14 protein-coding genes and 2 pseudogenes are annotated in these 24,511 nt (G+C 67.8%); 7 read left to right on the top strand and 9 right to left on the bottom strand.

All coding sequences use genetic code 11. The features are described 5' to 3' along the window. Positions 1-68 precede the first annotated feature (68 nt). The 4 genes from AB0B39_RS17505 to AB0B39_RS17490 all read right to left on the bottom strand — a co-directional run bounded on the left by AB0B39_RS17505 (position 69) and on the right by AB0B39_RS17490 (position 3,266). The gene (locus AB0B39_RS17505; RefSeq protein ID WP_357574791.1) at positions 69-605 is read right to left on the bottom strand and encodes a hypothetical protein; all 537 of its coding nucleotides are present in this window, start codon (positions 603-605) and stop codon (positions 69-71) included. Between the two features lie 414 nt (positions 606-1,019). After that, on the bottom strand, positions 1,020-1,940 hold the full coding sequence (gene bla, locus AB0B39_RS17500) for a class A beta-lactamase (protein WP_357574790.1): 921 nt from the start codon (positions 1,938-1,940) through the stop codon (positions 1,020-1,022). A 183-nt stretch (positions 1,941-2,123) separates the two neighbouring features. Next, the gene (locus tag AB0B39_RS17495; protein WP_357574789.1) at positions 2,124-2,417 is read right to left on the bottom strand and encodes a transposase; all 294 of its coding nucleotides are present in this window, start codon (positions 2,415-2,417) and stop codon (positions 2,124-2,126) included. Between the two features lie 102 nt (positions 2,418-2,519). Further along, entirely contained in the window at positions 2,520-3,266 is a 747-nt protein-coding gene (locus tag AB0B39_RS17490) for an SDR family oxidoreductase (protein WP_357574788.1), read from the bottom strand. Positions 3,267-3,360: 94 nt separating this feature from the next. Here AB0B39_RS17490 and AB0B39_RS17485 point away from each other — a divergent pair, with 94 nt between their 5' ends. Both AB0B39_RS17485 and AB0B39_RS17480 read left to right on the top strand, forming a co-directional pair. After that, positions 3,361-3,960, top strand: coding sequence for a TetR/AcrR family transcriptional regulator (locus AB0B39_RS17485; protein WP_357574787.1), 600 nt, complete (start codon positions 3,361-3,363; stop codon positions 3,958-3,960). A 236-nt stretch (positions 3,961-4,196) separates the two neighbouring features. Then, a pseudogene (locus tag AB0B39_RS17480) lies at positions 4,197-4,619 on the top strand (IS5 family transposase); the annotation flags it as partial. A 48-nt stretch (positions 4,620-4,667) separates the two neighbouring features. Here AB0B39_RS17480 and AB0B39_RS17475 read toward each other — a convergent pair. Continuing rightward, positions 4,668-4,910: a hypothetical protein gene (locus AB0B39_RS17475; RefSeq protein ID WP_357574786.1), complete on the bottom strand. Its 243-nt coding sequence runs from the start codon at positions 4,908-4,910 to the stop codon at positions 4,668-4,670. A gap of 1,005 nt (positions 4,911-5,915) precedes the next feature. Here AB0B39_RS17475 and AB0B39_RS17470 point away from each other — a divergent pair. Further along, on the top strand, positions 5,916-6,416 hold the full coding sequence (locus tag AB0B39_RS17470) for a tyrosine-type recombinase/integrase (protein WP_357574785.1): 501 nt from the start codon (positions 5,916-5,918) through the stop codon (positions 6,414-6,416). A gap of 2,112 nt (positions 6,417-8,528) precedes the next feature. Here AB0B39_RS17470 and AB0B39_RS17465 read toward each other — a convergent pair. Continuing rightward, positions 8,529-9,233: a hypothetical protein gene (locus AB0B39_RS17465; protein ID WP_357574784.1), complete on the bottom strand. Its 705-nt coding sequence runs from the start codon at positions 9,231-9,233 to the stop codon at positions 8,529-8,531. Positions 9,234-9,236: 3 nt separating this feature from the next. Further along, positions 9,237-15,650 carry a polymorphic toxin-type HINT domain-containing protein gene (locus tag AB0B39_RS17460; RefSeq protein WP_357574783.1) on the bottom strand — a complete coding sequence of 2,138 codons (6,414 nt, stop codon included), beginning with the start codon at positions 15,648-15,650 and terminating at the stop codon, positions 9,237-9,239. 118 nt (positions 15,651-15,768) lie between these two features. Between AB0B39_RS17460 and AB0B39_RS17455 the strand changes: the two are divergent. The 3 genes and pseudogenes from AB0B39_RS17455 to AB0B39_RS17445 all read left to right on the top strand — a co-directional run. After that, positions 15,769-16,029, top strand: a pseudogene (locus AB0B39_RS17455) (CopD family protein); the annotation flags it as partial. A 184-nt stretch (positions 16,030-16,213) separates the two neighbouring features. Continuing rightward, positions 16,214-17,137, top strand: a complete 924-nt coding sequence (locus tag AB0B39_RS17450) for a cytochrome c oxidase assembly protein (RefSeq protein WP_357574782.1) — start codon at positions 16,214-16,216, stop codon at positions 17,135-17,137. 160 nt (positions 17,138-17,297) lie between these two features. Continuing rightward, positions 17,298-18,773, top strand: coding sequence for a PepSY domain-containing protein (locus tag AB0B39_RS17445; RefSeq protein ID WP_357574908.1), 1,476 nt, complete (start codon positions 17,298-17,300; stop codon positions 18,771-18,773). 594 nt (positions 18,774-19,367) lie between these two features. Here the strand turns inward: AB0B39_RS17445 and AB0B39_RS17440 are convergent. Further along, positions 19,368-19,739, bottom strand: a complete 372-nt coding sequence (locus AB0B39_RS17440) for a hypothetical protein (RefSeq protein WP_357489423.1) — start codon at positions 19,737-19,739, stop codon at positions 19,368-19,370. A 451-nt stretch (positions 19,740-20,190) separates the two neighbouring features. Between AB0B39_RS17440 and AB0B39_RS17435 the strand changes: the two genes are divergently transcribed. Further along, on the top strand, positions 20,191-22,122 hold the full coding sequence (locus tag AB0B39_RS17435) for a KUP/HAK/KT family potassium transporter (RefSeq protein ID WP_357574781.1): 1,932 nt from the start codon (positions 20,191-20,193) through the stop codon (positions 22,120-22,122). A gap of 42 nt (positions 22,123-22,164) precedes the next feature. Here the strand turns inward: AB0B39_RS17435 and AB0B39_RS17430 are convergent, their stop codons facing one another. After that, positions 22,165-24,504 (bottom strand): lysylphosphatidylglycerol synthase domain-containing protein, encoded by a 2,340-nt coding sequence (locus tag AB0B39_RS17430; RefSeq protein WP_357489419.1) that lies wholly within the window; start codon positions 24,502-24,504, stop codon positions 22,165-22,167. Positions 24,505-24,511: the final 7 nt, after the last annotated feature.

Genomic DNA, 24,511 nt, shown 5'->3' with positions numbered 1-24,511 from the left:
GAGCCGGCTCCCTGCGCGGGCTGACCGGGTTGGTGCCGTGATCCGATTCAGCGCTGACCGTCCGGGGATCAGCGACAGGTGATCTCCCGTTCGAAGTGGGCGCGCAGCGTGTCGTAGTTGACCCGCCCGTCGTCGGTGTCGAAGGAGAGCGCCGCCAGCGGAGTGTCGGCCGGGAACTGGGCCACCTGCTCGGGCAGGGCGACCGCGTCGGAGTACGACCGCCCGTCCGCCGTGTCCACCGCAACCGATAGCGTGCGGTCGAACTGTGCGGGCGGTGCCTGCCGAACGGTGCCGAAGCCGGCCCCGAGGACGATCAACCCATCGCGGGTGTCCGCACCGGCCGGACCCGTTTCGACCGGGTCCGCCGCCTCCCAGAGCAGCACCGAGTTGCCGCTCTTCTCCGCCGGCGGAACTGCGTGCACCTGTATCGTCCGCACGGTGTCGCCGGGACAGATCGGGGTGTAGACGGCCAGCCGGTCACCGAGGCGCACGAACCCAATCTGGTAGTCCGGGCGCCGCGGGTGCTGGCAGGCGGCGCCCAGCTGGCTGAGGCAGAGCAGCAGCCCCGCCAGCAGCCAGAGCCGACGCCGTCCGCGTTTCAGCATTGGCTGTACGACTTCCCCTTGGCGTCGGCCGCGACCTCGTACCGGTTCTGGCACGGGTCGTTGGCCACCCAAACATTCGCTAGGGTGTACATGTAGCCGAAGACGTTACCGTACTTCTTCCACTGGGCCACGTGTTCCTTCTCGTGGGCGACCGTTTCGGCCGAGACCGGTGGCGACGACGGACACGACAAGAGTTGTAGCGGCGAAGCTCGGGACGCTGGAAAGGAGACCCGCAAGTAGCTGTCGGCTCGTCGCCTCCTAAGGCGGACCGCTGGCCAACATCCGAGCGTTCCACTCGGGCGGGCCATGTACGCCGTAGCGGCACGGCCGCAGGCAACAGACCTGGCACCGGCCGACGTGCGCACGAGCTGAGGCGGCGGGGCCCGCGCAGCGGACCTGCGGAGACGGTCGGGCCTACCGGCGCAGGGCCTCGACCGTCACGGTCGCCGCCCGGGCGATCAGTCGGTCGTCGTACGGGGCGTCCTTCTCGTCCCGGGTGGAGAGGATCGCGAGCACGATCGGGGCGCCGTCAGGCGGCCAGAGCACGGCGATGTCGTTGCGGGTGCCGTACCCGCCGGCGCCGGTCTTGTCGCCGACCTGCCAGCTGGCCGGCACGCCGGCGCGGATCAGTTCGTCCCCGGTCGTGTTCCCTCGCAGCCACGTGGTCAGCACCGCGCGGTCCTCGGCGGAGAGCGCGTCGCCGAGGACGTACGCGCGCAGGTCACTGGCGAGCGCCCGGGGCGTGCTGGTGTCTCGCGGGTCTCCGGGAGCGGCCTCGTTGAGGTCGGTCTCGATCCGCTCGGGATCGGTGACCCGATCGCCGAGGTCGCGGAGCGCCCGCTCGAATCCGGCCGGGCCACCGAGCCTTCTCAACAGCAGGTTCGCGGCGGTGTTGTCGCTGTAGCGCACGGCTGCGTCGGCCAGGTCGTGCAGGCTCATACCTCTCCCCGCGTGCCGCTCGGTGATCGGCGAGTGGGTCACCAGGTCAGCCCTCGTGTAGGGGACGATCTCGCGCAGTTCGGCGGGCGAGGTCACGTCGAGCAGCGCGGCGGCGGCCAGCGCCTTGAACGTCGAGGCGTAGGCGAAGCGCTCGTCGGTGCGGTGCTCGACGGTACGGCCGGTGCCGGTGTCGACGGCGTACACACCCAGCCGGACGTCGAACTCGGCCTCAATGCGGGCGAGGCCCGCGGCGGCGACGGGAGCGGACGGGGTGGCGGCCACGGGTTCCGACGGCGAGGCGGGCGGGGAGGCGGTGGGTGCCTCCGGCGTCGAGCAGGCGGCGAGCGCGAGTGCGGCGGTGGCCGCAGCGGTGGCCAGGCGGGGCGCGAAAGTCACGTCGGGGTTCCTTCGTCGGTGGACGCTTCCTATCGGGAACACGCGCCCGCAGCGACTCCCGTTGCCGCGAGGACTTCGGAGTCCACCCGATGACGTTGTTCAAGTGGCTGCGCCACGGCAGACCCTATGGCCCTCGGCGACGGCACCTGACTCACCTACGGCGAGGACCCCTTCCAACTCTTTCTATGGGGCCTCCAACAGCTGTTCGATCAGCCAAGCCTGCACATCGTCGCGGACGCCGTCGGCGTCCCACACCGCCGTGCGCAGCAGCCGCTGCATCGCCTGTGGATCGTCGTAGCCCGCCTGTTCCGCAAACGACCAGCAGGTCTTGCGTTCCACGCTCGACAGCAGCCCTTCCACGAACTGCCCGACGGTTCGACGTGGCTCCGCCCGCACGAACCGGTCCGCGACACGCGTCACCGCCTCGTCCAGGATGACCCGCCATCCGGCGGGGTCTACGCTGTGGCCCACGGCCACCGCACGATCTTCGGTTGTCCTCAAAAACTATCGATGATCAACGCGGTGGCCGTCTCCATGCCGGCGCCACGCCCAACGCCGAAGCCAAGTGACGTTGGAGTACTAGGCGCCGTATCCGCCGTCGATCCGGAGTACTGCGCCGGTGACGTAGGAGGCCTCCGGGCTGGCCAGGAAGACGACGCCCGCGGCGATCTCTTCCCCCCTGCCGTAGCGTCCCATCGACGTCGTCGGAAGGAACACGGCTGCGGCCGGGCCGTCAGCCGGGTTGGCGTCGGTGTCGATGAATCCGGACTGGATGACGTTGACAGTGACGCCCCGGCCCGCCAGGTCGCGGGCCACGCCCCGGCTGAAGCCCTCGAGGGCCGACTTCGTCGCCGTGTAGTACGCCATCCCGGGGAAACCGGCCCGCATTCCCACACCCGAGCTGATGCTGATGATCCGCCCGTCATCCGGCAGCAGCGGCAACGCCTCCCGGATCGCGGCCGCCGGGCTCCTGTAGTTGGCGGTGAGCTGGCGCTCGATGGCGGCCTCATCGGGATCGACCTCGTCGATGCGGCCACCACCACCGATTCCCACGTTGTTGACCAGGATGTCGAGCTTTCCAAACTGCTCGACCACCTGGTGGATCAGGCTGGTCGCCTGCGTCACGTCCGTCTGGTCGGCCCGGAACGCTGCCGCGCGCACTCCCTTCGCCTCCAGGTCGGAGACCACGGCCTTGGCCCGATCCTCCGCGGCCACGTAGCTGATTGCGACGTCGGCTCCCTCGTCGGCCAGCGCCAGCGCGATCGCGGTGCCGATCCCCCGCGATCCGCCGGTCACGATCGCCACCTTGTTGTCCAGCTTTCCCACTGCTGCCCACTTCCCGCGTACGACGAGTTCTTGACTGACCGGTCCACCATAAGGATTGTGGACCGAACGGTCAAGGATCCGTATCCTGGATCGCATGGCGCGTCCCCGAGGGTTCGAAGAGAAGCAGGTACTCAACGCCGTCCGTGATCAGTTCTGGAACGCCGGTTACGCCGCGACCTCGCTGGAGGACCTGATGCGGGTCAGCGGGCTGGGCAAAGGCAGCCTGTACGCAGCGTTCGGCGACAAGCGCCGGCTTTTCCTCCGGGCGCTGCGCAGCTACACCGACGACAACCACGACCACCTGCGCAAAGCCCTCACCGAAGCTCCGCGGGCCGTGGTCGCACTACGCACGATCCTCGAGCCACCGATCGGCGACCCGACCGCCGCCGGCAAACGGCGTGGCTGCCTGATGGCCAACAGCACCTTGGAACTCGGCAACGCCGATCCCGAAGTCCTCGATCACGCCCACCGCACGTACGAGAGATCCACCGCGCTGATCGGCGACGGCGTCGCCCGCGCCCAACGCGAGGGCGACCTACCCGCCGAGGCGGATCCGATAGCGCTGGCGCGCGCACTCCTGGCCGCGCAACAAGGCCTGCTGTTCATGAGCCGGACCGGCATGGACACGGCGACACTCACCGCCACAGCACGATCACTCGCCAATCAACTCCTGCCGGATCCCCACGACGGCTGAACCGGCCGGCGGTCGAGGGAGTAGCGGAAGCACCTCTTGGCATCTCCACACCCCTGGCCAACCAAAGCCCCACCACAAGACAACGAACCGGCGCCGTTCCATCGAGTTCCCTAAGCATGCGATCCGCAGGCTAGGGCGTGTCCTACCGATCTTGTAGTGGTTGGTCGTTGACGATGTGCCGGTGGCGCGTCGTGGTGAACTGCCTGACGAGGCGTGGGTCGTGATCGTGCCGCTGCCGCGGCGGACTGAGCACGAAGATCCACCTGGCGGTCGACGGTCGCGGCCGGCCGCTTTCGATCCTGCTCACCTCGGGCCAGGCCGGCGACAACCCGCAACTCCTCGCCCTGCTCGACGCGATCTGCGTCAACAAGTCCGGACCGGGCCGGCCGCGCAAGCGCCCAGACGTACTGATCGCCGACAAGGGCGACGCCCACGACTCCACCCGCCGAGCCCTGCGCCAACGGGGAATCCGGCACGTCATCCCGGAACGCTGGGACCAGGTCGCTCGTCGGACCGCCAAGGGCAGCCACGGCGGGCGACCACCAGCCTTCGACAAGGCGAGATACCGCAAGCACAACGTCGTGGAACGCTGCTTCAACCGCCTCAAGCAATGGCGGGACCTGGCCACCCGATACGCCAAACGCGCATCCCTCTATTGATGCAGCCTCGTCCTCATCGCCGCCATCATCTGGCTCCGATGACTCGCCTCAAGCAGCGACCTGCGCCGAGCTGACAAACCAGAAACCCGACTCGACATCGATGGGCTCATCCACCCAGGGCTGCACGATGGCGGCGAGCTGCGCTGTCATGTGCCACACGTCCACGACCCACCCGTCGGGCGTCACCTCGACATGCGCGCGCAGCGGCTCGATTACCTCCGATGGCAGATCCCATGAGCGTTCGAGGACATCGTCCACGCCGAACTTTTCAACCCCGTTGACCACAACCACGGCGAGACTCTAGCCGAGCCCTGCCGCACCACCCCATGATCGACAGGACATGCCCTTATGCCGCCGAGGACGACGACGGCAATCGCATCGATCACCCTGCCTTGGTCGGCGAGCAGCAGATCCTCGAACAACATCACCCATCGCCGCCTGAGCTTTCTTGCCCATCCGCATCACGGCAATTGAGGCAGCAATCCGACAGGGTCAGCAAACGGCCAGAGACCTCCTGGCACCCTGACGAGTCGAAGATAGGAGAAATGCTACACCTGCAACAGCGATACGTAGAGCTGCAGGCGAGCGTGCCGGTTGAGCGGAAGGCTCAGCCGGCACTCGCGTTTCGGTTTTCGGCACGTTCGTAATCCACCGGAGAACATCAGCAATCCCGACCATCCGGGTCGGCCACTGTGATGGCTAACCGAGCCAAGATCGAATGCACGCCGAGTCACCCCTGCACCACCGGACTTCGAGTCGACCGGCCCGCCCGATGCGTGGACGAGCAGCCGGCAAGCAGGCCGATCGCAGGATGCTCCAACTCGCCAAGGTTGGCGGACGAACGAAAGCCCGCTCGGCAATACCGCTACCAGGGCGAACGCCGGCAACCGCACCCCTCACCGAAGGCTCCAACGTGGAAACGTTTCAAAATCTCCGAGTCTGCATCGGTTTCGAGCAGAACAACCGAATGCACCCTGCGACCCGCTCAACAAACTCCTACGCACCTCAGCCTCGCGCGAAATCCCGCAATTCCTCACCACTACCGGGTGGAGACCCCACCGGCGCCGCTCATTCACCGACCTGGAGTCTGGAGACGCAGGGCCAGGATTCCCGCCCACACCAGCCGCAGTGTCTGCGGAATTCAACCGCTACAAGAATCAACGAGAGGCTTGACACCATACGAACGAAACGGGTGGATGAACGTCCACATTCGGTAAAACCCGCGACCGTGTTTAGCGGCGGCAGTGCCAATGATCTTCGATATCGGACAGGCTTGAATCCTGAAAGGACAGATCCATGCCCGCCCCACCCCCGAACCGCGCCGTTAGCGAGATCCTCGCCTTGCGGTGGGAGGACATGGACCTCGCCGCCGCACGCCCCACCCAGACGATCTGCGGCACGCTCGTCTTCGTCAAAGGCCAGGGCTTCTTCCGCCAGCCCTGGACCAAGAGCGACGCCGGCTGGCGGATGGTCGTGCTGCCCCGGTTCGCCGTCGGCATGATCATGGCCCGCAAGCTCGTCGCCGCCGACAACCCCCACGACGCGATCTTCGCCTCCCGACGCGGCACCTGGCTGTCACCCAACGACGTCCGCCGTCAGTGGCGCGAGGCCCGCGCCGACGCCGACCTCGCCTGGGTCACCCCGCACACCTTCCGCAAGACCGTGGCCACCCTCATCAAGGAAGAGACCGACACGAAGAGCGCCGCAGCGCAGCTTGGACACTCCAGCGAGGAGGTCACCGCCACCTACTACATCGGGCAAGCCCGCCCAAGCCCCGGACGTCTCGGACATCCTTGAGCGACTCGGCACCGACCACGGGACGCGGCAAGATCCCCCAGCCGCCCTGCCTGACGATGCCCAGGGATGACCAACCTGATTGCCCGCCCCGGTAAACGGGGGGGTCGGGGGACGGTTCAAAACCCCATAGACAAGCTTAAAGCCCTGATCAGCGTTTCCGCTGGTCAGGGCTTTTGTCTGTCGGGACGGCCGGATTCGAACCGACGACCCCTTGACCCCCAGGACGCTTCGCCACACGTTCACGCACGTCAGGCACGCTATCCCCTAGATCAAGCCGTGCGGTCGACGTCGTGCCGCGCACCATCGTGCAGGCCGTGTGGTCCCTACTTGGTCCCCGGGACGCTGACACGCGCGATGACCGCAGAGCACGGTTCAGGAAGTGTGGACACGGGCGGAAACTGCTCGGCGGTGATCTCGCTTCACCTGCGCCACCACGCTGGCTGCCACGTCCAGGGCCTGACCGCCGTTGACACCGGTTGCCCCCACCGGGCACGCAACGGGCCCGGCGTGGCCGAGGGATTATGAGATCAAGATGGGCGGCCGGGCGAGCTGCCCAGATGGCCTGCTAGCAGCGGAGATACCTCTCGGCACCTCTCACCACTCCCCCGCTGTCCGCCGACCTCTTGCGGACCAGATGCGGACCGCTCGCCAGCGGGCGCGGGACGGAGCGCCAGTTTGGAAGAGCGTGCTCAAGGGGTCGTGATGCCCGAAACACCTGCGGCCGGCGGTCGCCCCAGCTGCGTCTCGTGCCCGCTCGTGACCGCCACGTGCCCCGGTTACTGGCCCATGGATGGCCCATCCTGGGCATGCTCCCGGCGCGTCTGCGGGATCTCCTCGGTCAGGCAGGCTCGTCCCTACGCGAGGTGCCTGACCGAGGAGATCCCGCTGCCCCGTCCGTTGCTGATCTCCGAGGAAAGGCCGGGGTTCGGGGCGGAGCCCCGAAGGTCTAACCGCCCGCTAGGCTCCTCGCCTCAACGTCAGAGTGCGGGAGCGTGCGTGATAAAGCTTTTCAGGACCAAGAAGTCCGCGTGCCGCTGTCGGCCCCAGTGGCCGGCTCTCGTTACGGAGATGAACGGTCATGTCATGCCGTGCCAACCATCCGAGCACGGCAGTCCAATGACCAGGCTCTTGGAGCTGTCAGCCCGGTGCGCCGAATGCTCCGCGACCTACCCGGGCAACTTCATCATCGAACCAGGCACGCCGCCTCCGTTCGAATGGGCGCACGAGCCTGAGAACACCGTGTGCTCCTGCGAGCCGCGGTGGCCGAAGCTGATGGTCAAGCTGCGCGGCCAGTGGTACCTCGGCCACCCAGGTACGGACGGCCAACTGGTAGTTGACGGCGCAGAGGAGGGAGCCTTCTGTGATAGCTGCGGAGCCCGCTTCCTGGGGGACATGATGGTCGACCTCGATGACAGGTCGCACCTCGATGATCCTCACGAGACGTGTGGCCGGCCGGCCGGCCCGGCCGATGCCGGCCGGAGGTCGCCAGCAGGCCGGGGCGGCCCGCTTGCGGGCCGCCTTGATCCAGAGAACGGAAAATTCGGCAAATGACTCCGGTAGCCACCTGAAACTTGACCAACGGTCAAGCAGCGCCAGGCCAACTTCAACTCGACTGATCTTGGTCCCCAGAACGGGGAAAGGGCCGACCCGATTTCCGGATCAGCCCTTTGACCTGCGTCGGGACGGCCGGATTCGAACCGACGACCCCTTGACCCCCAGTTTTACAACGATTCTGTCACCGCCTGCCAGCAGCGGTCGATAAATCCGCAAACATGGACAGAATGGCCAGCCCCTCGTGACGCCCGCTGCTGCCTTATGCCAACCGATCCTCGACTGCCAGCCTGAGCCGTTACCGCACACGTTACGGCGACCGGTCAAGAACCCGCCCTGACATCGGGTCCAGGTAGCTCTGTTACCCGCCCCTCCATACCTGGCCTCGGCGGCAGAAGATGGCACCAAGGGGGCATTGAAATCAGCCTTTCAACATCTGTGGCTGTACAGCGAGCAGGGGTGACCGGAGTCACCCCTGCGCACTGCTCTTCACCTAAGCCTACTTCTATCTACGTGCACCGAAGCCAGGTTGACAAGAATGAGCAGGAATCCAACCCAACCTTAGATAACAAACCATTCAACCTGCTGCACCCGCTCCTCGGAATCACCCCAAATGCTTATGAATGGATTCATGCCGAGGCCCAAACGTGCCCATGTGCTGCAGGCAAACACCACAACCGAGTCACCTTCGAACCAGCGACAATTTATGCTGCTAGCCTCATCGACTTGACGCAAGTTAAGTCCGGCGTCAGCAACCAAACGATTGAGCACCTCAGGCATATCTGCACCTTCAAGGTAGACCCGACGACTATGTGCGAGTAGATCAGCTTCACCGTGTAGTGCATCAGACTCAATCAAGTTGTCTAGGCTCGAGAACTCTACCGTCCCCAACTCATCGAGCCCCACCTCGACGTCACCTCGCAATGTCACCGATGCACCAATAGGGCCTCCTGTCTCCACCGCATAGAGGATCTCCAACTCTTCATCAGGGCCATCTGGTTCACACTGGGGATTGAACCTCACTTCGGAATCAAAAAATCCACTGTGGTAGGTCAGTCCGCCATACCTTGCCTGCAGTTGGCCCAGCCGACGCACGAAAGAATCATTCGATTTTCCGTAGACTTTCCGGATTTCTGCTTCGAGTCGCTCCCCAGCGAGGCCGCGCTCGAAGCTTTGCCGACGGGCCTTGGTCCGAAGAAAATTCGCCGCCCGGCTAGACAGCGGCTCCGGTGCATCAATTACGAAGTCGCCCGGATCGATAGTCACGAATTAGCCTCTCGACGTCACGTCTAATGCAGAGAGCAACCTCTGACAAGAAGCGCACGGTCCCATTACTTGCCCATGCATCGAAGCCCCAATACGTTTTGACTGAATCCCTACAGTGGTGACTGATTCTGGAACCGCACCTAGTTTCATCAGCTTGGCAGCACCGCTGACCTCACTACATCCGCCATGAGCATGCCCACAGGCGGTTAGTGCCGACATCAGTCGGCCTGGCATAGGGCCTGGGGTACCCGACGTGGTATGCACGGCAACCAGCAGCCCGGACGGACGGACGCCAACGCTCTCACTGACAGTTCCTGGGCGCTGCCTCTTCGGTGTACTTTCCTTGATTGAATCGGCAATCTCGCTCAGCCGATCCTCCGCTCCGTCGCCACAGTTGTGGACGAGGATCGGGGTGCCGGCGGCTACCACATGGTACGTGTGGATGCCGTCGACGGTGAGGTTGTGGACTCGGCGTTGTTGGGTGAAGGGTCGTACGGCCTCGACCTGCACCAGCGTGCCCGCCGAGGTGCGCAGCCACTGACCCGGTTTCAGGTCGGCGGCCTTGACCCATTCCTTGAGGTCAACGACCCAGAACGGGTGTCCGTCGGTGGCGATCACTGAACCCGAGGCGTCGCCCTTGGCGCCGTCGGTGTCGACCGTGACCTCGACCAGGTCCTTGTAGCCCTGACCGACGATCAGCCCGACAACCTCGCGGGCCTCAGTCTTGCCCGTCTCCGGGTCGGAGGCGAGGACCTTGTCTCCCAACGCGATGTCCTCGATCGCCTTGGTGGAACCGTCGCCCATCACCACCGGGGTGTCGGGGATGAAGCTGTTGCCGATCTTGCAGGAGTCGCCGGCTGTCTCCGCGACGTCGTCGCCCTGTTTCGCCGCTGTCGCCGCCGCGTCGTCGGCTTGTTTTGCTGCCGCCTCGGCTGCCTCATCCGCCTGCTTGGCGAACAGGGCTGCCGCCTCGTCGGCCTCCGCGAGGACCCGTCGGGCCACCTTCATCTCGTCGAACCAGGTCATCACGGCCTTACCGGCCCGCAACATGGCCTGGCCGATCTTCTTGGCCTTGAGGATCTTGCCCCATGGCAACGCTCCGGCAACGGCCATCGCGCAGGCGCCGATGTCGCCCTTCATCACACAGTCGCGGATGTCGTTGATGCCGAGGACCTCGAGCAGGATCTGCCCACCAGCCTCGATGACGACGTCGAGGATCTTCTTCTCCGAGACCGTCTTGGCCTTGCGGACCTCCTCGGCGCTCGGTCCCGTCGGCGTCTTGGTCCCGTTGGACGGCGTCGTGGTCTTGGTCGGCGTGGGCGGCGGGCCGGTACCCGCAACGCCACCACCATTGCCGGTGCAGTTGTCGTCGGCGCAGAACCGCAGACCTGATGCGTCGGAGAAACTCACCGGCGAGTTGTTCGCGTAGGCGTAGCCCTGCATCTGCTGCGGATCGTTGAAGTCGACGACCGGGTCCAGCGAGATGAACCGCCCTGTGGCAGGTTCGTACTCACGGGCGCCCATGTGTGTCAGCCCGGTGGACGAATCGATCGTGCCCCCGACAAAGCCCTTCTGCCCGGGCCAGACCGACGGCTGGGTGCCGCGAGCCTGCCCGTACGGCGTGAACTTGCGTCGCGTCGACGCCTGCGTGGTGGCATCGATGCTCTGCTGCGCGGTGCCGTGGTGGTCACCGAGCAGGAAGTTCACCTTGTTCGACGGGGTACGGACCGCGCCGACACCCTGGTAGTAGCGGGTTCCGGTAACCGTCGACGTGGCCTTGGTCAACGTCATCTCGGTGGAGCCGAGATACAGGGTGACGGTGCCCGGGTCCCGGCGGATCAGCCGGTTGCCGCTGGCGTCGTACAGGAACTCGGTGACCTTCGCGCCCTCGGTGACCTTGGACAGATGGCCCTCGGCGTCCCACGTCAGGTCCTGGGTCGTGCCACCGATCTTGCGGCTGGTGGTGTTACCCGCCTGGTCGTACTCGTACTGGTCCAGGCGCTGGCCGCCCGGCAGGCCACCGCTGGCCGGACCCACGGTGGTGACGTTGCGCAGCGTGTGAGGCTGAGCAGCGCCCGCCGCCGGGTAGGCGTACGTCGAGGTGACGTTGTTGGCCGAATTTCCCGACGTGTCGTGCTGGACCTCGGTCTTCCGGTTGCTGGTCCCGTCGTAGAACGTGTATGAGTGCCAGTACGGGTTCGGCCCCCCGACGGTGGCTGCGGACGGTGTCTTCGCCGCGCAGTCGTCCGTGGCCGTCCACGCCTCGGTCATGCGACGCAGGTAGTCGTAGCCGAAGCACTGGGTGTCGGTGGACGTACTCTGCTCGACGCCCTTGATCTTGGTGATGTTGCCGATCGAGTCGTACTTGTACTCGATGTCGTCCAGCCGCGTCGGCGCGATCGAGCGGTCGGTGACGGTCTTGGCGAGTCGGCGGGTGCCTTCCTCGTAGGAGTAGCTGAGGTAGACCTCCTTGCCGACCGCTCCCAGCGTGTGTCGCAGCGGCTCGCCGTACCGCGAGTACTGGGTGGTCTGCAGGTACTTGCTCAGACCGGCGACGCTGACCGGCATGTCCAGACCGTCGTACCCGTAGGTGACGGTCTCCGCGGGGAGACCACCGCCGGTCGGGTATGTGTTGGTCTTCGGCAGGCCGACATTCGGGGTGTACGACGCCCCGAAGCTGTAGGTACCGGCGAGGGCACCCTCGCTGGCCGGGATGGTGTACTTGGTCCCCTCCGGCTGGTAACGGGCGTTGTACCCGGTGACCTCGGTCTTGTAGGCGTTGGACCCCACATACCGGGTCGAGGAGGTCGGCAGCCCCAGCTTCAGGGTGTCGTAGTCCCATTGCGCCGCCAGGGTTCCGGGGTCGGCGCCCTGCCGCAGGGTCTTCGGGCGGCCCAGCTCGTCGTACGTGTACGAGAGCCGCTCCAGCCGGGCGTCGGTGGTTGAGGTCAGGCGGTCACCGTCGTCGTAGGTGCTGGTCGTGTCGCCCTTGTCCGGGTCGCTGGCCTTGATCTGCCGGCCGCGCAGGTCATAGACATAGGTCCACTCGTTACCGGTCGGGTCCTTCACCTTGCTGAGCCGACCGAACCGGTCGTACGCGTAGGTGGTCGCGTCGTAGGCGCCCGTCGCCGTGGTGCCGTGGTACTGGCGCAGCTCGGTCTGACGGCCCTGCCCGTCGGTGATGGAGGTCGTGGCGGTTCCACCGGACGGCGGGGTCACATTGATCCGGTCACCACCATAGGTGGTCACCGTCCGCCACTTCTCGACGCCGAAGCTTTCGAAGACCTCGTTGGTCGGGCGGCCCATGCCATCGAAGTAGTACCGCATCTGGCTCGGCACCAGATTGTCGCCGACATCGTCGTGGAGTTGAGCCGATGGCGGTGAGTCGTTGTAGTAGGCCGCCCGCTTCTTGAAGGCGAGACCTCGGTTGTCGTAGAAGACATCGGTGAGGATCCGGCCACCACCGGCAGCTGGCTGCTGGGTCTGGCGCAGCCGCAGCATGCCGTCGTAGATCTCGTATCCGACCCGGTACGAGCCGTCTTCCTTGAGCGTCTCGGTCGTGACGACGACCGGCGCGGACTGAGTGACCTGGTAGGAGAACCTGCTGTTCGGCGTGTCGAGGTTCGCGCTCTTGTCACGGCCTGGCAGCCAGACCTTCTCCAACCGCCCCAGCGGGTCGTAGGCCAGATCGGTCCGAGCACCGTTGGCATCGACTTCGGCGATGGGCAGACCCCACGCGGGTTGCACGTAGGACGTGGACTTGTGCAACTTGGGGTTGATGGTGTCGATCTGGGTGACCAGGGCGTCGGCGGCTGGCGTGAACACCGTCGTCGTCTTGTTGCCGTAGACGTCGTACGCCTCGGTCACGCGACCGTACGTGTCGAAGGTCGACCGTGCGGTCACCTTGTAACGCGGGCCGCCCGACGGCCACTCCATCAGCTCCTCGACCTGAGTCACATCACCCTTGGTCGGGGCCTGACCGAAGGTGGTGGAGCCGTCGTAGTACATCCGGGTCTCGGACACCACGTCGGCCGGCCGAGACGGGGTGGTGGTGCACGCCACCGCCACCTTCTCGGTCCGCTTCACCTTGGACAGCAGCCAGTCGCTGGTGTTGCGCGCGTACTCGTGCCGGGTGCAACTGTTGTCGTCGCTACGAGAGACATCACCCATGTCGTTGGTCTGCGTCGGGATCCCGTACTCGTCGAAGCTGTTCTGCACCTCGGTACGCCGCCACGACCCGTCGGCCATCTTCGACCGGGACTGCACCTTCGTCGTCTGGGTGACGTACGACTTCAGCGCACTGGTGCCGCTGCGAGCCCGGGTGGCGGTGGCCGCGCTACGCCACGGGGTGCTCAACGTCGCGGATTCGAGGACACCTCCGTCGGCGGAGTAGTACAGCGCTTCCCGGATCATGCCCTGGAACTCGGGTAGGTCGTTGATCTGACCGCCTTCCGAGTCGACGACCTGCGCGTCCCGGGTACCGGTCGACGTCTTGTCGCCGTGCAGACCCTGGAAGTAGCGCGTCTCGGTCAGCGAAATCGGGTCCGGTGCCTTGCCAACCCGCGTCTGCACCTTGGCGTAGCCGCGCCACTGACCCCACGTGCGCTGATCGGACTTGGTGAACTCGCTGTCGTCGTAGCCCCAGGCTGGTCCGGAGAACTGGTAGTTGGTCTCCTTGGGCAGCTGACCGCCCTTGCGATCCTGCTCGACGACCTGGTTCACCACATACTTGTGGAACCAGTCGAGCACTGGCTTGGTCTCGCCTTCCGGCTGCCAGTAGACGGGATAACAGCGCTTGGTGTTCGTCTCGTTCGGCGCCGGCAGGACGATCGGCTCGAATCGGCTGCACTCGCGAGGCAGGTAGCCGATACCAATGGTCGACCCGGTCTCGGTGTCGATCCTCACCATGCGCTGCCGGGTGATCGCCGGTACGCCCTCCAGGCCATCGACCCGGTTGGGCATGGTCTGGCCGGTGAACTGCACTGCGGGCATGCTCTTGCTGCCACCGACCTTGCCGGTACGGGTGATCGACGCGAGCCACAGGGAAGGCGTCGTACCGTCGGCGGTGTCCGGGAACTCGTGACTGAGCGTCCAGGTGTCGACGTCGCTGTACGAGCTGCCAACCCGGATCTGGGTGGTGATGGATGTCAGCCGCTTCCGGGTCCAGAAGGTGGGTGAGAAGCGGTCGGTGCAGGCCTCGCCGGCGTTGCAGTTCTGGTCGGCCGGCACATCGGGCCAGTGACTGCCGTTGCTGACGTTGAACTTCGCCTCAGCGCAATCGAAACTAGCGTTCGGTAGACACCGCTCGTCGACGCCGAAGACGATCTTCGCGGGGGCGGCCTTGGCGTACTCCTGGCCGTTGCGCTGGCCGTACTCGATCCGGTCGAGGTAGCCGCCGCGCTCGTACTGAACGCCATTGGTCTTGATGTTGCGGCCGTAGTAGTTGCTTTCCGGCTTGTAGTAGTACGCCATGGAGTTGTCGTGCGGATCTACGACGTGGTCGAGGTTCCATCGCCAACCCTGCTGACACCACGCGGCGTCGAACGTGCTGGCGTCGCACGGCTCACCAGGGTTGTTGCCGAAGACCGGAACGGTCCACGTCGACTTCGTCTCCGGGGCGTTGGTGGACCAATTCGGCAACCGATTACGACCGAAGTAGTACTGGGTGCCGTCGGTAGTCGTCACCCGCCAGTACTCACCGTTGTTGTCGCCGTTGCTGGCGCCCGTCAACGATTCGATCCGCGAGCCGTCGTCCTCGGCCGTCCGCCAGACGCCCGTGTCGTCGTCCCGAACCAGTTCGGTGGTCCGTCCGTTCAACGACAACGTGACGTTGTTCGAGGCCCAGCACAGGTCGCCGGTCTTCTCGGTATTCAGCGCTCCGGAGCCCATGTCGTCGGCGCAGGACTTGTACCGGCGCTCGACGTAGCCGGGCCAGTAGTCCCAGCCGTCGCCCACCCAGGTGGCCTGGTTGTTGGTCGAGACCATCCGACCGTCGACGCTGCTCGACGAGTAGCCCAGCCCGATCGAGGGCGTCGGGCCGCCGAGCGACGCCGGCAGATCCATCGGGTACGACCACGAGAAGTCACCCGCCGAGCCGCCGGCGGACCAGGAACCCGTGGCGCTGAGGCTGGTTGCTCCGTAACTACCGCCGGGGCCGGACGCCGCCGCAGTCGCCGCGAGTACCGTCGCCGCACGAGCGACGTTCACCTCGGCGACCAGGGTCGAGGCCGCTCCGTTGTTGCGGGTCGGCAGCACCGTCGATTGCTGGCACGCCGCCCGATCCGGTGTGGTGAGCGCGCAGGCCGGAAGCTGAACGAGACGTAGCCGGGAGGCGTAGTCCGCGCCGTACGCGGTGCGGAACGTGCTGTAGTTGACCTCGACCGACACGCGTCCGGCCTTGCCGTCAGCACTGCCCACGCTGAGGAGCAGACCTCGCCACTCCGCCGGGGCCGGTAACCACCAGATCGCGGTCACCAGCCTGGCCCTGCACGTTCTCGCCGCCGCGACCTGGGTCGGTGGGCTCGTCGCCCTGCTGATGGTGCGGCGCAGCCGCCTGCTGGCCGACGCCGCCGCTCGGTACAGCCGCCTCGCCCTGGGCTGCTTCGTCGCCGTGGCGGTCAGTGGGCTGGCCAACGCCGCCGTCCGCCTCGGCGCTGTCGACCAGCTCTGGCAGTCCCGCTATGGCTGGCTGGTCCTCGGCAAGCTCGTCGCCCTGCTGATCCTCGGCGCGCTCGGTGCGGCCCACCGCTTGCGTACCCTGCCGGCACTGCGTGCCGGGCGGCCCGGTGCGTTCGGCCGGCTGGCCGCCGGGGAGTTGGTCGTCTTCGCCGCCACCGTGGGGTTGGCCGTGGCGCTGTCGCGCAGCCCCACCCCCATTCCCGACTCCGGCATCGACGCCGACCCGATCACCGAACTGCTCGGCTTCCCGATGCCCGCCCGCACCCACTGCGGGCAACCTGCTCGGGCAACCGCTGCCGGACATGTTCTTCCTGACCCTCTGCGCCCTCGGCATCGGCGGGTACCTGGCCGGTGTACGGCGGATGCGCGTCGCAGGGCACCGCTGGCCTGTCGCCCGAACGGCGAGCTGGGTGGGCGGGATGCTGGTGCTCGCCGCGACCACCAACCTGGGCGTCGCCCGCTACGCGTACGTGTTGTTCAGCGCCCACATGGCCCAGCACATGGTGCTGTCGATGCTGGTGCCGATCCTGCTGGTCGGCGGCGCACCTGTCACCCTGGCCCTGCGCGCCCTGCGCCGACCAACCGACCCGCAGGTACGCGGCGCCCGGGAGTGGCTGCTGATCGCGGTGCACAGCCGCGTCACGAAACTGCTCACGCACCCGCTCGTCGCGCTCGGCATCTACACGGCCAGCCTGTTCGGTCTGTACCTCAGTGACCTGCTCGGGGTGCTGATGCGCTCCCACCTCGGCCACCTGGCGATGCTCACCCACTTCGTGGTCGCCGGCTACCTGCTGTTCTGGGTGCTCGTCGGTGTCGACCCAGGCCGCCGACGCCTTCCCCACCCGCTACTGGTGATCATCCACCTGGCGTCCATGATGGCGCACGGCTTCTTCGGCCTGGTCCTCATGCAGACCACCACCGTCATCGCCCCCGACTGGTACACCGCCGTGCACCCCACCTGGGCGTCGTCGCTGCTGGCGGACCAGAAGCTCGGCGCCGGCATCGCCTGGGCGTTCGGCGAGCTTCCCGCCGTCGTTGTCATGATCGTTCTGATTCGGCAGTGGATTCGCGCTGACCAGCGTGAACAGGCCCGCCTGGACCGGGCAGCCGACCGGGCGGAAGCCACCGGCGAGGAGGACGACCTCGCCCGCTACAACGCGTTCCTCGCCGCGGCGGGGCGTGCGGAGTCCGACCCACGCAGCACGTCCGGGCCCGACCGGCACTGACCCCCGGCAGCCATCCTCGTACGCCACATTCCCGGGAACCGCCGGGGCCATCTGGCCGACTACCTCACTGGGCCGGAGCTGACGCGACGAACCACCGGGCGACCATGCCAGCAGGAGGAACACCCCCTGGGTGCTTCTCGCTAATTCCGATCGGATGACTATGTCTCTCACCGAGTTGTCCGGCGCACCGACGCCGGAACCCACCACAGCGGCCGACACACCGGCCCGACCGGCCCGGCGCACGTCCCCGTTCGGCGCGTTGCTACTCCGGCTGCACTTCTACGCCGGCATCCTCGTCGCACCGTTCCTGGTGGTCGCCGCACTCACGGGGCTGGCCTACACCACCACCCCACAACTGGACGCCATCCTCTACGGCGACCAACTGACCGTCGCCCAGGTGGGTGATCGTCCGCTGCCGCTGGCCGACCAGATCGGCGCCGCGCGCAACGCGCACCCCGACGGCGGCATCGCCACCGTGCAGCCCGGCGACGGCGACCAGAGCACCCGGGTCACGTTCTCCCTGCCGGAACTCGGCGAGAAGCAGCACACCGTCTACGTCGATCCGTACACCGCGCAGGTCAAGGGCCAACTGACCACCTGGTTCGGCTCCACACCGGCCACCACCTGGCTGGACGACCTACACCGCAACCTGCACCTGGGCGTGGTGGGCCGGCACTACTCCGAACTCGCCGCGAGTTGGCTCTGGGTCATCGTGCTCGGCGGGGTCATCCTGTGGTGGCGCCGGCGCAGCGCCAACCGGGCCACCGCCCGACACCTGCTCGTGCCGGACCTGTCCGCCGGCAAGGGCGTCCGTCGCACCCGGGGTTGGCACGCCACCACCGGCATCTGGCTCACCGTCGGCCTGCTCTTCCTCTCCGCCACCGGGCTGACCTGGTCCCGCTACGCCGGAGCGAACTTCGGAGCCGGCCTCGACGCGCTCAGTGCACGCGCCCCGGAGATGTCCACCAGCCTCACCGCCGATCCCGCCGCCCCCGCCGAGACCGGCGGCGGCCACGAGCACGGCGCAAGCGGAGCAGGCGGTCTCGTCGTGTCGGCAACCTTCGACCAGGTCTCGACAGCCGCCCGCGCCGCCGGTCTCTCCGGCCCGGTCGAGATCGCCCCGGCGGCGGAGCCGGGCTCGGCCTGGACCGTCACGCAGGTCGACAACACCTGGTCCGTCGCCAAGGACCGCGTCGCCGTCGACCCCGCCACCGGTACGATCACCGCCCGCAGCGACTTCGCCGACTGGCCTCTGCTGGCGCAACTGAGCGCCCTCGGCATCCAGGCCCACATGGGTATCCTGTTCGGCCCGATCAACCAGATCCTGCTCGCCGCCCTCGCCCTCGGGCTGCTCTGCGTCATCGTCTGGGGCTACCGGATGTGGTGGCAGCGCCGACCCACCCGCGCCGACCGCCGCGCCTTCGCCGGCACCCCACCGGCCCGCGGTGGCGTACGCGGTCTGCCGTTGTGGGTCCTGCTGGTCGGCGTGCCGGTGATCGCGGCGATCGGTTGGGCGCTGCCGCTGTTCGGACTCACCCTGCTGGCGTTCCTCGTCATCGACGCCGTGGTGGGCGTCGTGTCGCGACGGCGGCGTCCCGCCGCCGTCCCCACCTCCCCCGCGCCAGCCGGCAGCTGACGCACTGACAGGTTCGACCGATCGCTTTCGTCGCAGGTGCGCCGACCGGCTGACCAACACCCGGACCCGCACTGTCTGACCAGACTCAGGCAGGGTTGCCGAAGCCGACATCGCGACGGTACGGCCGGCTCGCAGCCATGGCGGGCCGGCCGCACCTGTCTTGTCGGCCGTGCCGAACCAACGCGAAAGCAGCAGTGCGGGGCCTGCTCCGCCATAACTCGCCGGGCAGATAGCCGATCTGACGGTGCAGTGCGGCCTTGTCCTTGCGCGGGTCGAGCCCCCACCACAGTCGCATGTCCAAGCCTGCGACGCAGGAAGTCCAGCAGCAGCCGGATCGTGGTGGTCTTCCCAGCGCCGTTCGGTCCCAGGAGCGAGCAGGTTCTCGCAAGGTGCGGCGGCGGTAGATGATGAGGAGCGGGCCGCAGCGCGGTGTCGAACGCGTCCTGGTTGTCGACAAGGAGGGCGACGTCTCCGGTCACCGCGTACGGCACCGGCCAGAGCCCTGCAAGGCCGACTGCGCCCGGTCGCGGATCGACACGACGGCGTCACCGAGCACAGCACCGGCCTCACCGCCGCGCGGTGGTGTTCGCAAGGTCAGCCGAATGGCGGATCGTATCCGACCGGGACGGCAGGGTGCGGCGGCCGTGGGCTGGGCGTAACGGTGCCGTCCGCACGGGCGGTAGTCAGCGGCACCGACCGCATGAAGCGGTAGCCGACACCGAGCACGCTGGCAAAGACAATCACCGCGGTGTACGACCAGCCGTCGGCGGCGCCGGTCAGGTCACCGAACCGGTTGGCCAGGAACCCGACGAAGGTCGCCATCCCGAGCCCGGTCACCACGGCCACCGCCCGCAGGTCGGCCGTTACCACCGCGAAGCCGCCGGCGGCGATGGCCATGATGAACGCCCGTCCCGGCAGTTCGGCCGCTGGGAACGCCGCCGCGGCCAGCAGAGCTGCGGCGATCATCAACGCCCATCCCCCGGCGACACTGACGCCGGTCGGTGTCCGTGCACAGGTTGCCGGGGTCGATGGTCCCGGATCGGCAGTCACCACGCGCCTCCTGCGACGTCGAGGGCTCCCCTCTCGAACCCTCGACGCCCATACCAACCCCGATCCGCTGCCCACCATCGACGAATTCACGCAGCCGCGACGGCCACGGCCCGCTTTTTGACGCGGCCATAACGGCGACCGCGCTGACGGGAGGCCAGGTGCGGGCCGAGGAGGCCGCTGCCGGGTGATTCCTGCGGGATCGGCTCGGTGGCCTCCACGGCGTAGTTAGGGTCCATTCGGTCGGGACCTGATTCCTGTCACCAGGTCGGCGGGTGTCGTTCGTCCGGGTGCCCGAGTCGTCGATCACGTGCAGTGCGGATACCAGGTCGCCGCAGGTGTACGTGCAGTACGGGTGGAGGGGACTCGGGTGCCTGATGTTTCGGCGGCCGGGACGGGCGCGGGTGGTCGTGAGGTTGTCCGCGCCACGCTCGTCGTCGCGGCTCTCGGCATCGTGTTCGGCGACATCGGCACCAGCCCGATCTACACGATGCAGACCGTCTTCAACCCGGCCGACCCGCACCCGGTTCCGGTCAGCCGGGACAACGTGTTCGGTGTCGTCTCGCTGATCTTCTGGTCGGTCATGCTGATCGTCACGCTGACCTATGTCACTCTCGCGATGCGGTTGAGCAACGAGGGTGAGGGCGGCATCATGGCGCTGATCACCCTGTTGCGTCGCCGCAGTACGGGCAGCGCGGGGCGCGTCGGGGCGGCACTCGCGACGGCCGGAGTCTTCGGCGCGGCGCTGTTCTTCGGCGACAGCGTGATCACACCCGCGATTTCCGTACTGTCCGCGGTGGAAGGGCTCAAAGTCCTTCAGCCGTCGACGGCGAGTCTGGTCGTACCCATCACGGTGGTGATCATCGTGCTGCTGTTCACGCTGCAGCGCCGAGGCACCGCCGCCGTGGGGCGTCTGTTCGGACCGGTCATGATCGCGTGGTTCGTGGCCATCGGTCTGTGCGGAGCGACCGGCATCGCCCGGCAGCCGGAGATCCTCGCCGCCCTGTCGCCCACCTACGCGGTCGGCTTCCTCGCCGGGCACTTCCGCATCGCCTTCTTCGCCCTGGCCGCTGTCGTGCTCGCCGTCACCGGCGCCGAGGCCCTCTACGCGGACATGGGGCACTTCGGCCGGCGGGTCATCACCCGTGGCTGGCTGTCCCTGGTACTCCCCGCCTGCACAGTCAGCTACTTCGGGCAGGGCGCTCTGATCCTCGCCAACCCGGCGAGTGTGGGAAGTCCCTTCTTCCTGCTCGCACCAGGCTGGGCGCGGCTACCGCTGGTCGTGCTGGCGACCGCGGCCACGGTCATCGCCTCCCAGGCAGTGATCACCGGCGCGTTCTCCGTCGCCGCGCAGGCCGCCCGGCTCGGCTACCTGCCACGCATGCGCATCGCCCACACCTCCGCATCGACCATCGGCCAGATCTACGTGCCGGCGATCAACTGGCTGCTGCTGATCGCTGTCCTCACCCTGGTGGTCGCCTTCGGCAGCTCGACAGCTCTGGCGTACGCCTTCGGGATGGCCGTCATCACCACCATCACGATCACGACCGTGCTGTTCTTCTACCTCGCCCGCGCCCGCTGGCACACGCCGCTGTGGTTGATCGCGCCGGGCGCCGTCGTCCTCCTGACCGTCGACGTGCTGTTCCTGTCGGCGAATCTCACCAAGCTCGTGCACGGGGCGTGGTTGCCGCTGCTCATCGGAGTGGCAGCCTTCACCGTGATGAGCACCTGGCAGCGGGGCCGCGAGATCGTGGCCCGCAAGCGCCGGCACCTCGAAGGGCCCCTGCGTGCCTTCATCGACGACCTGCACAGCGGCCGGCTCCCGCACACCCGGGTGTCCGGCACGTCGATCTTCCTCAGCCGCGGCAAGGACACGACGCCGCTGGCGATGCGGGCGAACGTGCGGCACAACCACGTGCTGCACCGCCACGTCGTCATCATGTCGGTGCAGACCGTGCCCGTGCCGCAGGTGTCCACGGCGCACCGCGTCGAGGTCGACGACCTGGGCTACGCCGAGGACGGCATCATCCACGTCACCGCCCGCTTCGGTTACCTGCAGACCCCGGACGTGCCGGAGGCCCTGCGACTGCTCGGGACAGGCCAGACGGAAGGCCCCGCCCAGGTGGACGAGGCCTCCTATTTCCTCTCGCCGGTCGACGTGGTGGCCGGGCCCACGCCGACGATGGCGCGCTGGCGTAAGCGGCTGTTCGTCGCCACCTCTCACGCCGCCAGCGATGCGACCGGCCACTTCGCGCTGCCCCCGGACCGCACCGTCACGATCGGCTCCCAGATCGAGGTCTGAAGACCCAGGGCCGCGCAGTGGCAAAGGGCCCGACCAAGAAGTTCACAGCAGCCGGCCGCGGGTCAGGACCCGGAAGGCCAGGTAACCCGGGGGTACCGGGAGCCAGAACGTCGCGAGGCGGTAGATCAGGGTGCCCGCGACGGCGGTGTCCAGCGGCAGCCCGTAGAGCAGCAGACCGGAGACAAGCGCGGCTTCGGTGGCGCCGAGCCCGCCGGGGGTGGGCGCGGCGGATGCGACGCCCTCGCCGACGACACAGACCAGGATCACCGGCGGCAGGTGCACCAGCGGGACTGGCCCGGTAGCGAGCAGCCCGAAGTAGAGACAGAGGCCGTACGTGAGGGTGAGCGCCGTCGACGCGGCGACGAGCCACCGCAGCCCGTGCTGGTGACGCAGTTCGCGCAACGCGGTCACGATCTGGCTGGCCATCGAGCGTCCGCGCCGGCGGATCCGGGGTACGGCGAGCACCGCGGCGAGGACCAGCAGCACGGCCAGGGCGCCCAGCAGCAGCGGCAACGCCCTGGTCGCATCGTGGGTGAGGATACGGGCCGGCTGTCGGGCGAACGGCAGCAGCACCGGCAGGAGCAGGACCACCGAGAACACGCCAGCGGCGCGGGAGACGGCCACGGCGGTGCCCGCGTCGGCGGCGGCGAGTCCCTTCTGATGCAGGTACCGCAGACTGAGGGCGGCGCCGCCGAGGCTACCGGGAGCCAGCCGGTTGGCGAACGACGCGGCGACCTGAACCAGGGTGGCCTCGCCCAGCGGGACCCGGTCGGCTGCGGCCAGCCGGAGCACGACGCCGCTGAGCAGGTAGGTCAAGGCGGAGCCGAGCAGCGTCGCGGCGACCGCGACCGGGTTGGCGTGCACAATCAGACGCACGGCGGTGCGGATTTCGCCGATCTGGGGAAGCAGCAGGTGCACGATCAACCCCAGGACCAGCACTTCCAGGACCGTGCGGCGGCTGATCCGGACCACCTTTGCCGCCGGGCGGTCACGGCCGGAGCTGCGCCGCAGGATCTCCTGACGTAGGCAGGTCAGCATGTCTGGCCGGCCGCGCAGGGCAGCCCGGCCGGCGCGGGACAGCACCGCAGGTTGCAGGTACGGCAGGCCGTCCGCGACCGACGCGACGCCCAGGCGGTCGGCCGCGGCGGCGACCACGCTGGCCGGGTCGACCCGGGTGGACAGGGCGACCATCAGCTCGACGACGTCGCGGGCCCGCTGCTCGGCCGAGGCGTCGTCGGCGCCGAAGCCCAGGTCCACCAGGTGGGTGCGATCCCGGCCGACGAGCACGTTCGCGGCGCGCAGATCGCGGTGTGCGATGCCCGCCCGGTGCAGGCGCGCCACCTGTTCCCAGGCGTCGCGTACGGCGGCGAGCGGGACCGGCCCGACGACGGCGTGCAGCGGTTCGGCGTCGATGAAATCCTGCACCAGGACGGCGTCGCCGCCGGACATGGCGGCGGTCGTGACAACGGCCGGCATCCGGACGCCGGCGCGCTCGGCCAGCAGGGTCAGACAGGTTTCGTGTTCGCTCTGCTGGCGAGCGCTCAGGTAGGGCGGCGCGTCGGCCACGTGCCGGTAGCGCATCCGCCGGTAGAGCTTGTAGACCCAGTCCGCGTCCCGTTGCTCGCCGCCGGTCACCTTGACGAACAGCCGCCGCCCGTCGGTGGTGACCGCCTGCCACGGCTGCGAACCACGGGCGTCACCGTGGATCGGCGCCAAACGTGCCACCTCGAATCCGCGCCGCCGCAACGCCGCCCGTAGCGCGGGCACCGACCGCTGCGGCCCGACCTCGCCGACCAGGAGCCGGGTCAGACACACCGCGAGCCAGCCGACGAGGAAGCCGCCGACCACGTCGACCGGCAGGTGCGCGCCGACATGAATCCGTGCGACGGCGACCAGCGCGATCACCGTCCAGGCCGCGTGGCGCCAACGGGGGCCGCCGGTCCGCGCGGCGACGAGCGCCAGGGCGGTGGCGACCGCGACGTGTCCCGACGGGTATCCGTACCGCCCGGTAATGGTCTCTCGGAGGAGGACGTCGGTGAGCAGCGCTGCGGGCCGCTGCCGGGCGACCGCCGCCTTGGCGGCGACCGCGAGCCAGTACGCCAGGTTCCCGGCCAACAGGAGGCTCCACGCCGTGCCGATCCGGCGCGCGACGACGGCTGCCGCGGCGGCGACGAACACCGCTGGGTACGAGCCGAGCTGCATGACCAGAACCAGGACCGGAGTCAGCCCGCTGGGAAGGTGGTTGAGTAGGGCGAACAGGTCCCGCTCCCAGGACGGTACCCGGCGGCTGCGCACGGCCGCGCTCAGCGTCGCCAGCAGGCCGGCCGAGGTGCCCAGGCTGACCAGTAGGGCGGGCGACGGGCGATGTGTGCGCGCTGCCACCGGTCCT

The sequence above is a fragment of the Micromonospora sp. NPDC049114 genome (assembly GCF_040648635.1).
Lineage (GTDB): Bacteria > Actinomycetota > Actinomycetes > Mycobacteriales > Micromonosporaceae > Micromonospora.
The sequence above is the reverse complement of the archived record's forward strand: the minus strand, read 5'-3'. Positions and strand labels throughout refer to the sequence as shown.

Excerpts from the sequence above, each read along its gene's own strand:
- AB0B39_RS17505 (WP_357574791.1), bottom strand. The coding sequence starts at position 605 with ATGCTGAAACGCGGACGGCGTCGGCTCTGGCTGCTGGCGGGGCTGCTG.
- AB0B39_RS17485 (WP_357574787.1), top strand. The coding sequence starts at position 3,361 with ATGGCGCGTCCCCGAGGGTTCGAAGAGAAGCAGGTACTCAACGCCGTC.
- AB0B39_RS17470 (WP_357574785.1), top strand. The coding sequence starts at position 5,916 with ATGCCCGCCCCACCCCCGAACCGCGCCGTTAGCGAGATCCTCGCCTTG.
- AB0B39_RS17440 (WP_357489423.1), bottom strand. The coding sequence starts at position 19,739 with ATGATCGCCGCAGCTCTGCTGGCCGCGGCGGCGTTCCCAGCGGCCGAA.
- AB0B39_RS17445 (WP_357574908.1), top strand. The coding sequence starts at position 17,298 with ATGTCTCTCACCGAGTTGTCCGGCGCACCGACGCCGGAACCCACCACA.
- AB0B39_RS17450 (WP_357574782.1), top strand. The coding sequence starts at position 16,214 with ATGTTCTTCCTGACCCTCTGCGCCCTCGGCATCGGCGGGTACCTGGCC.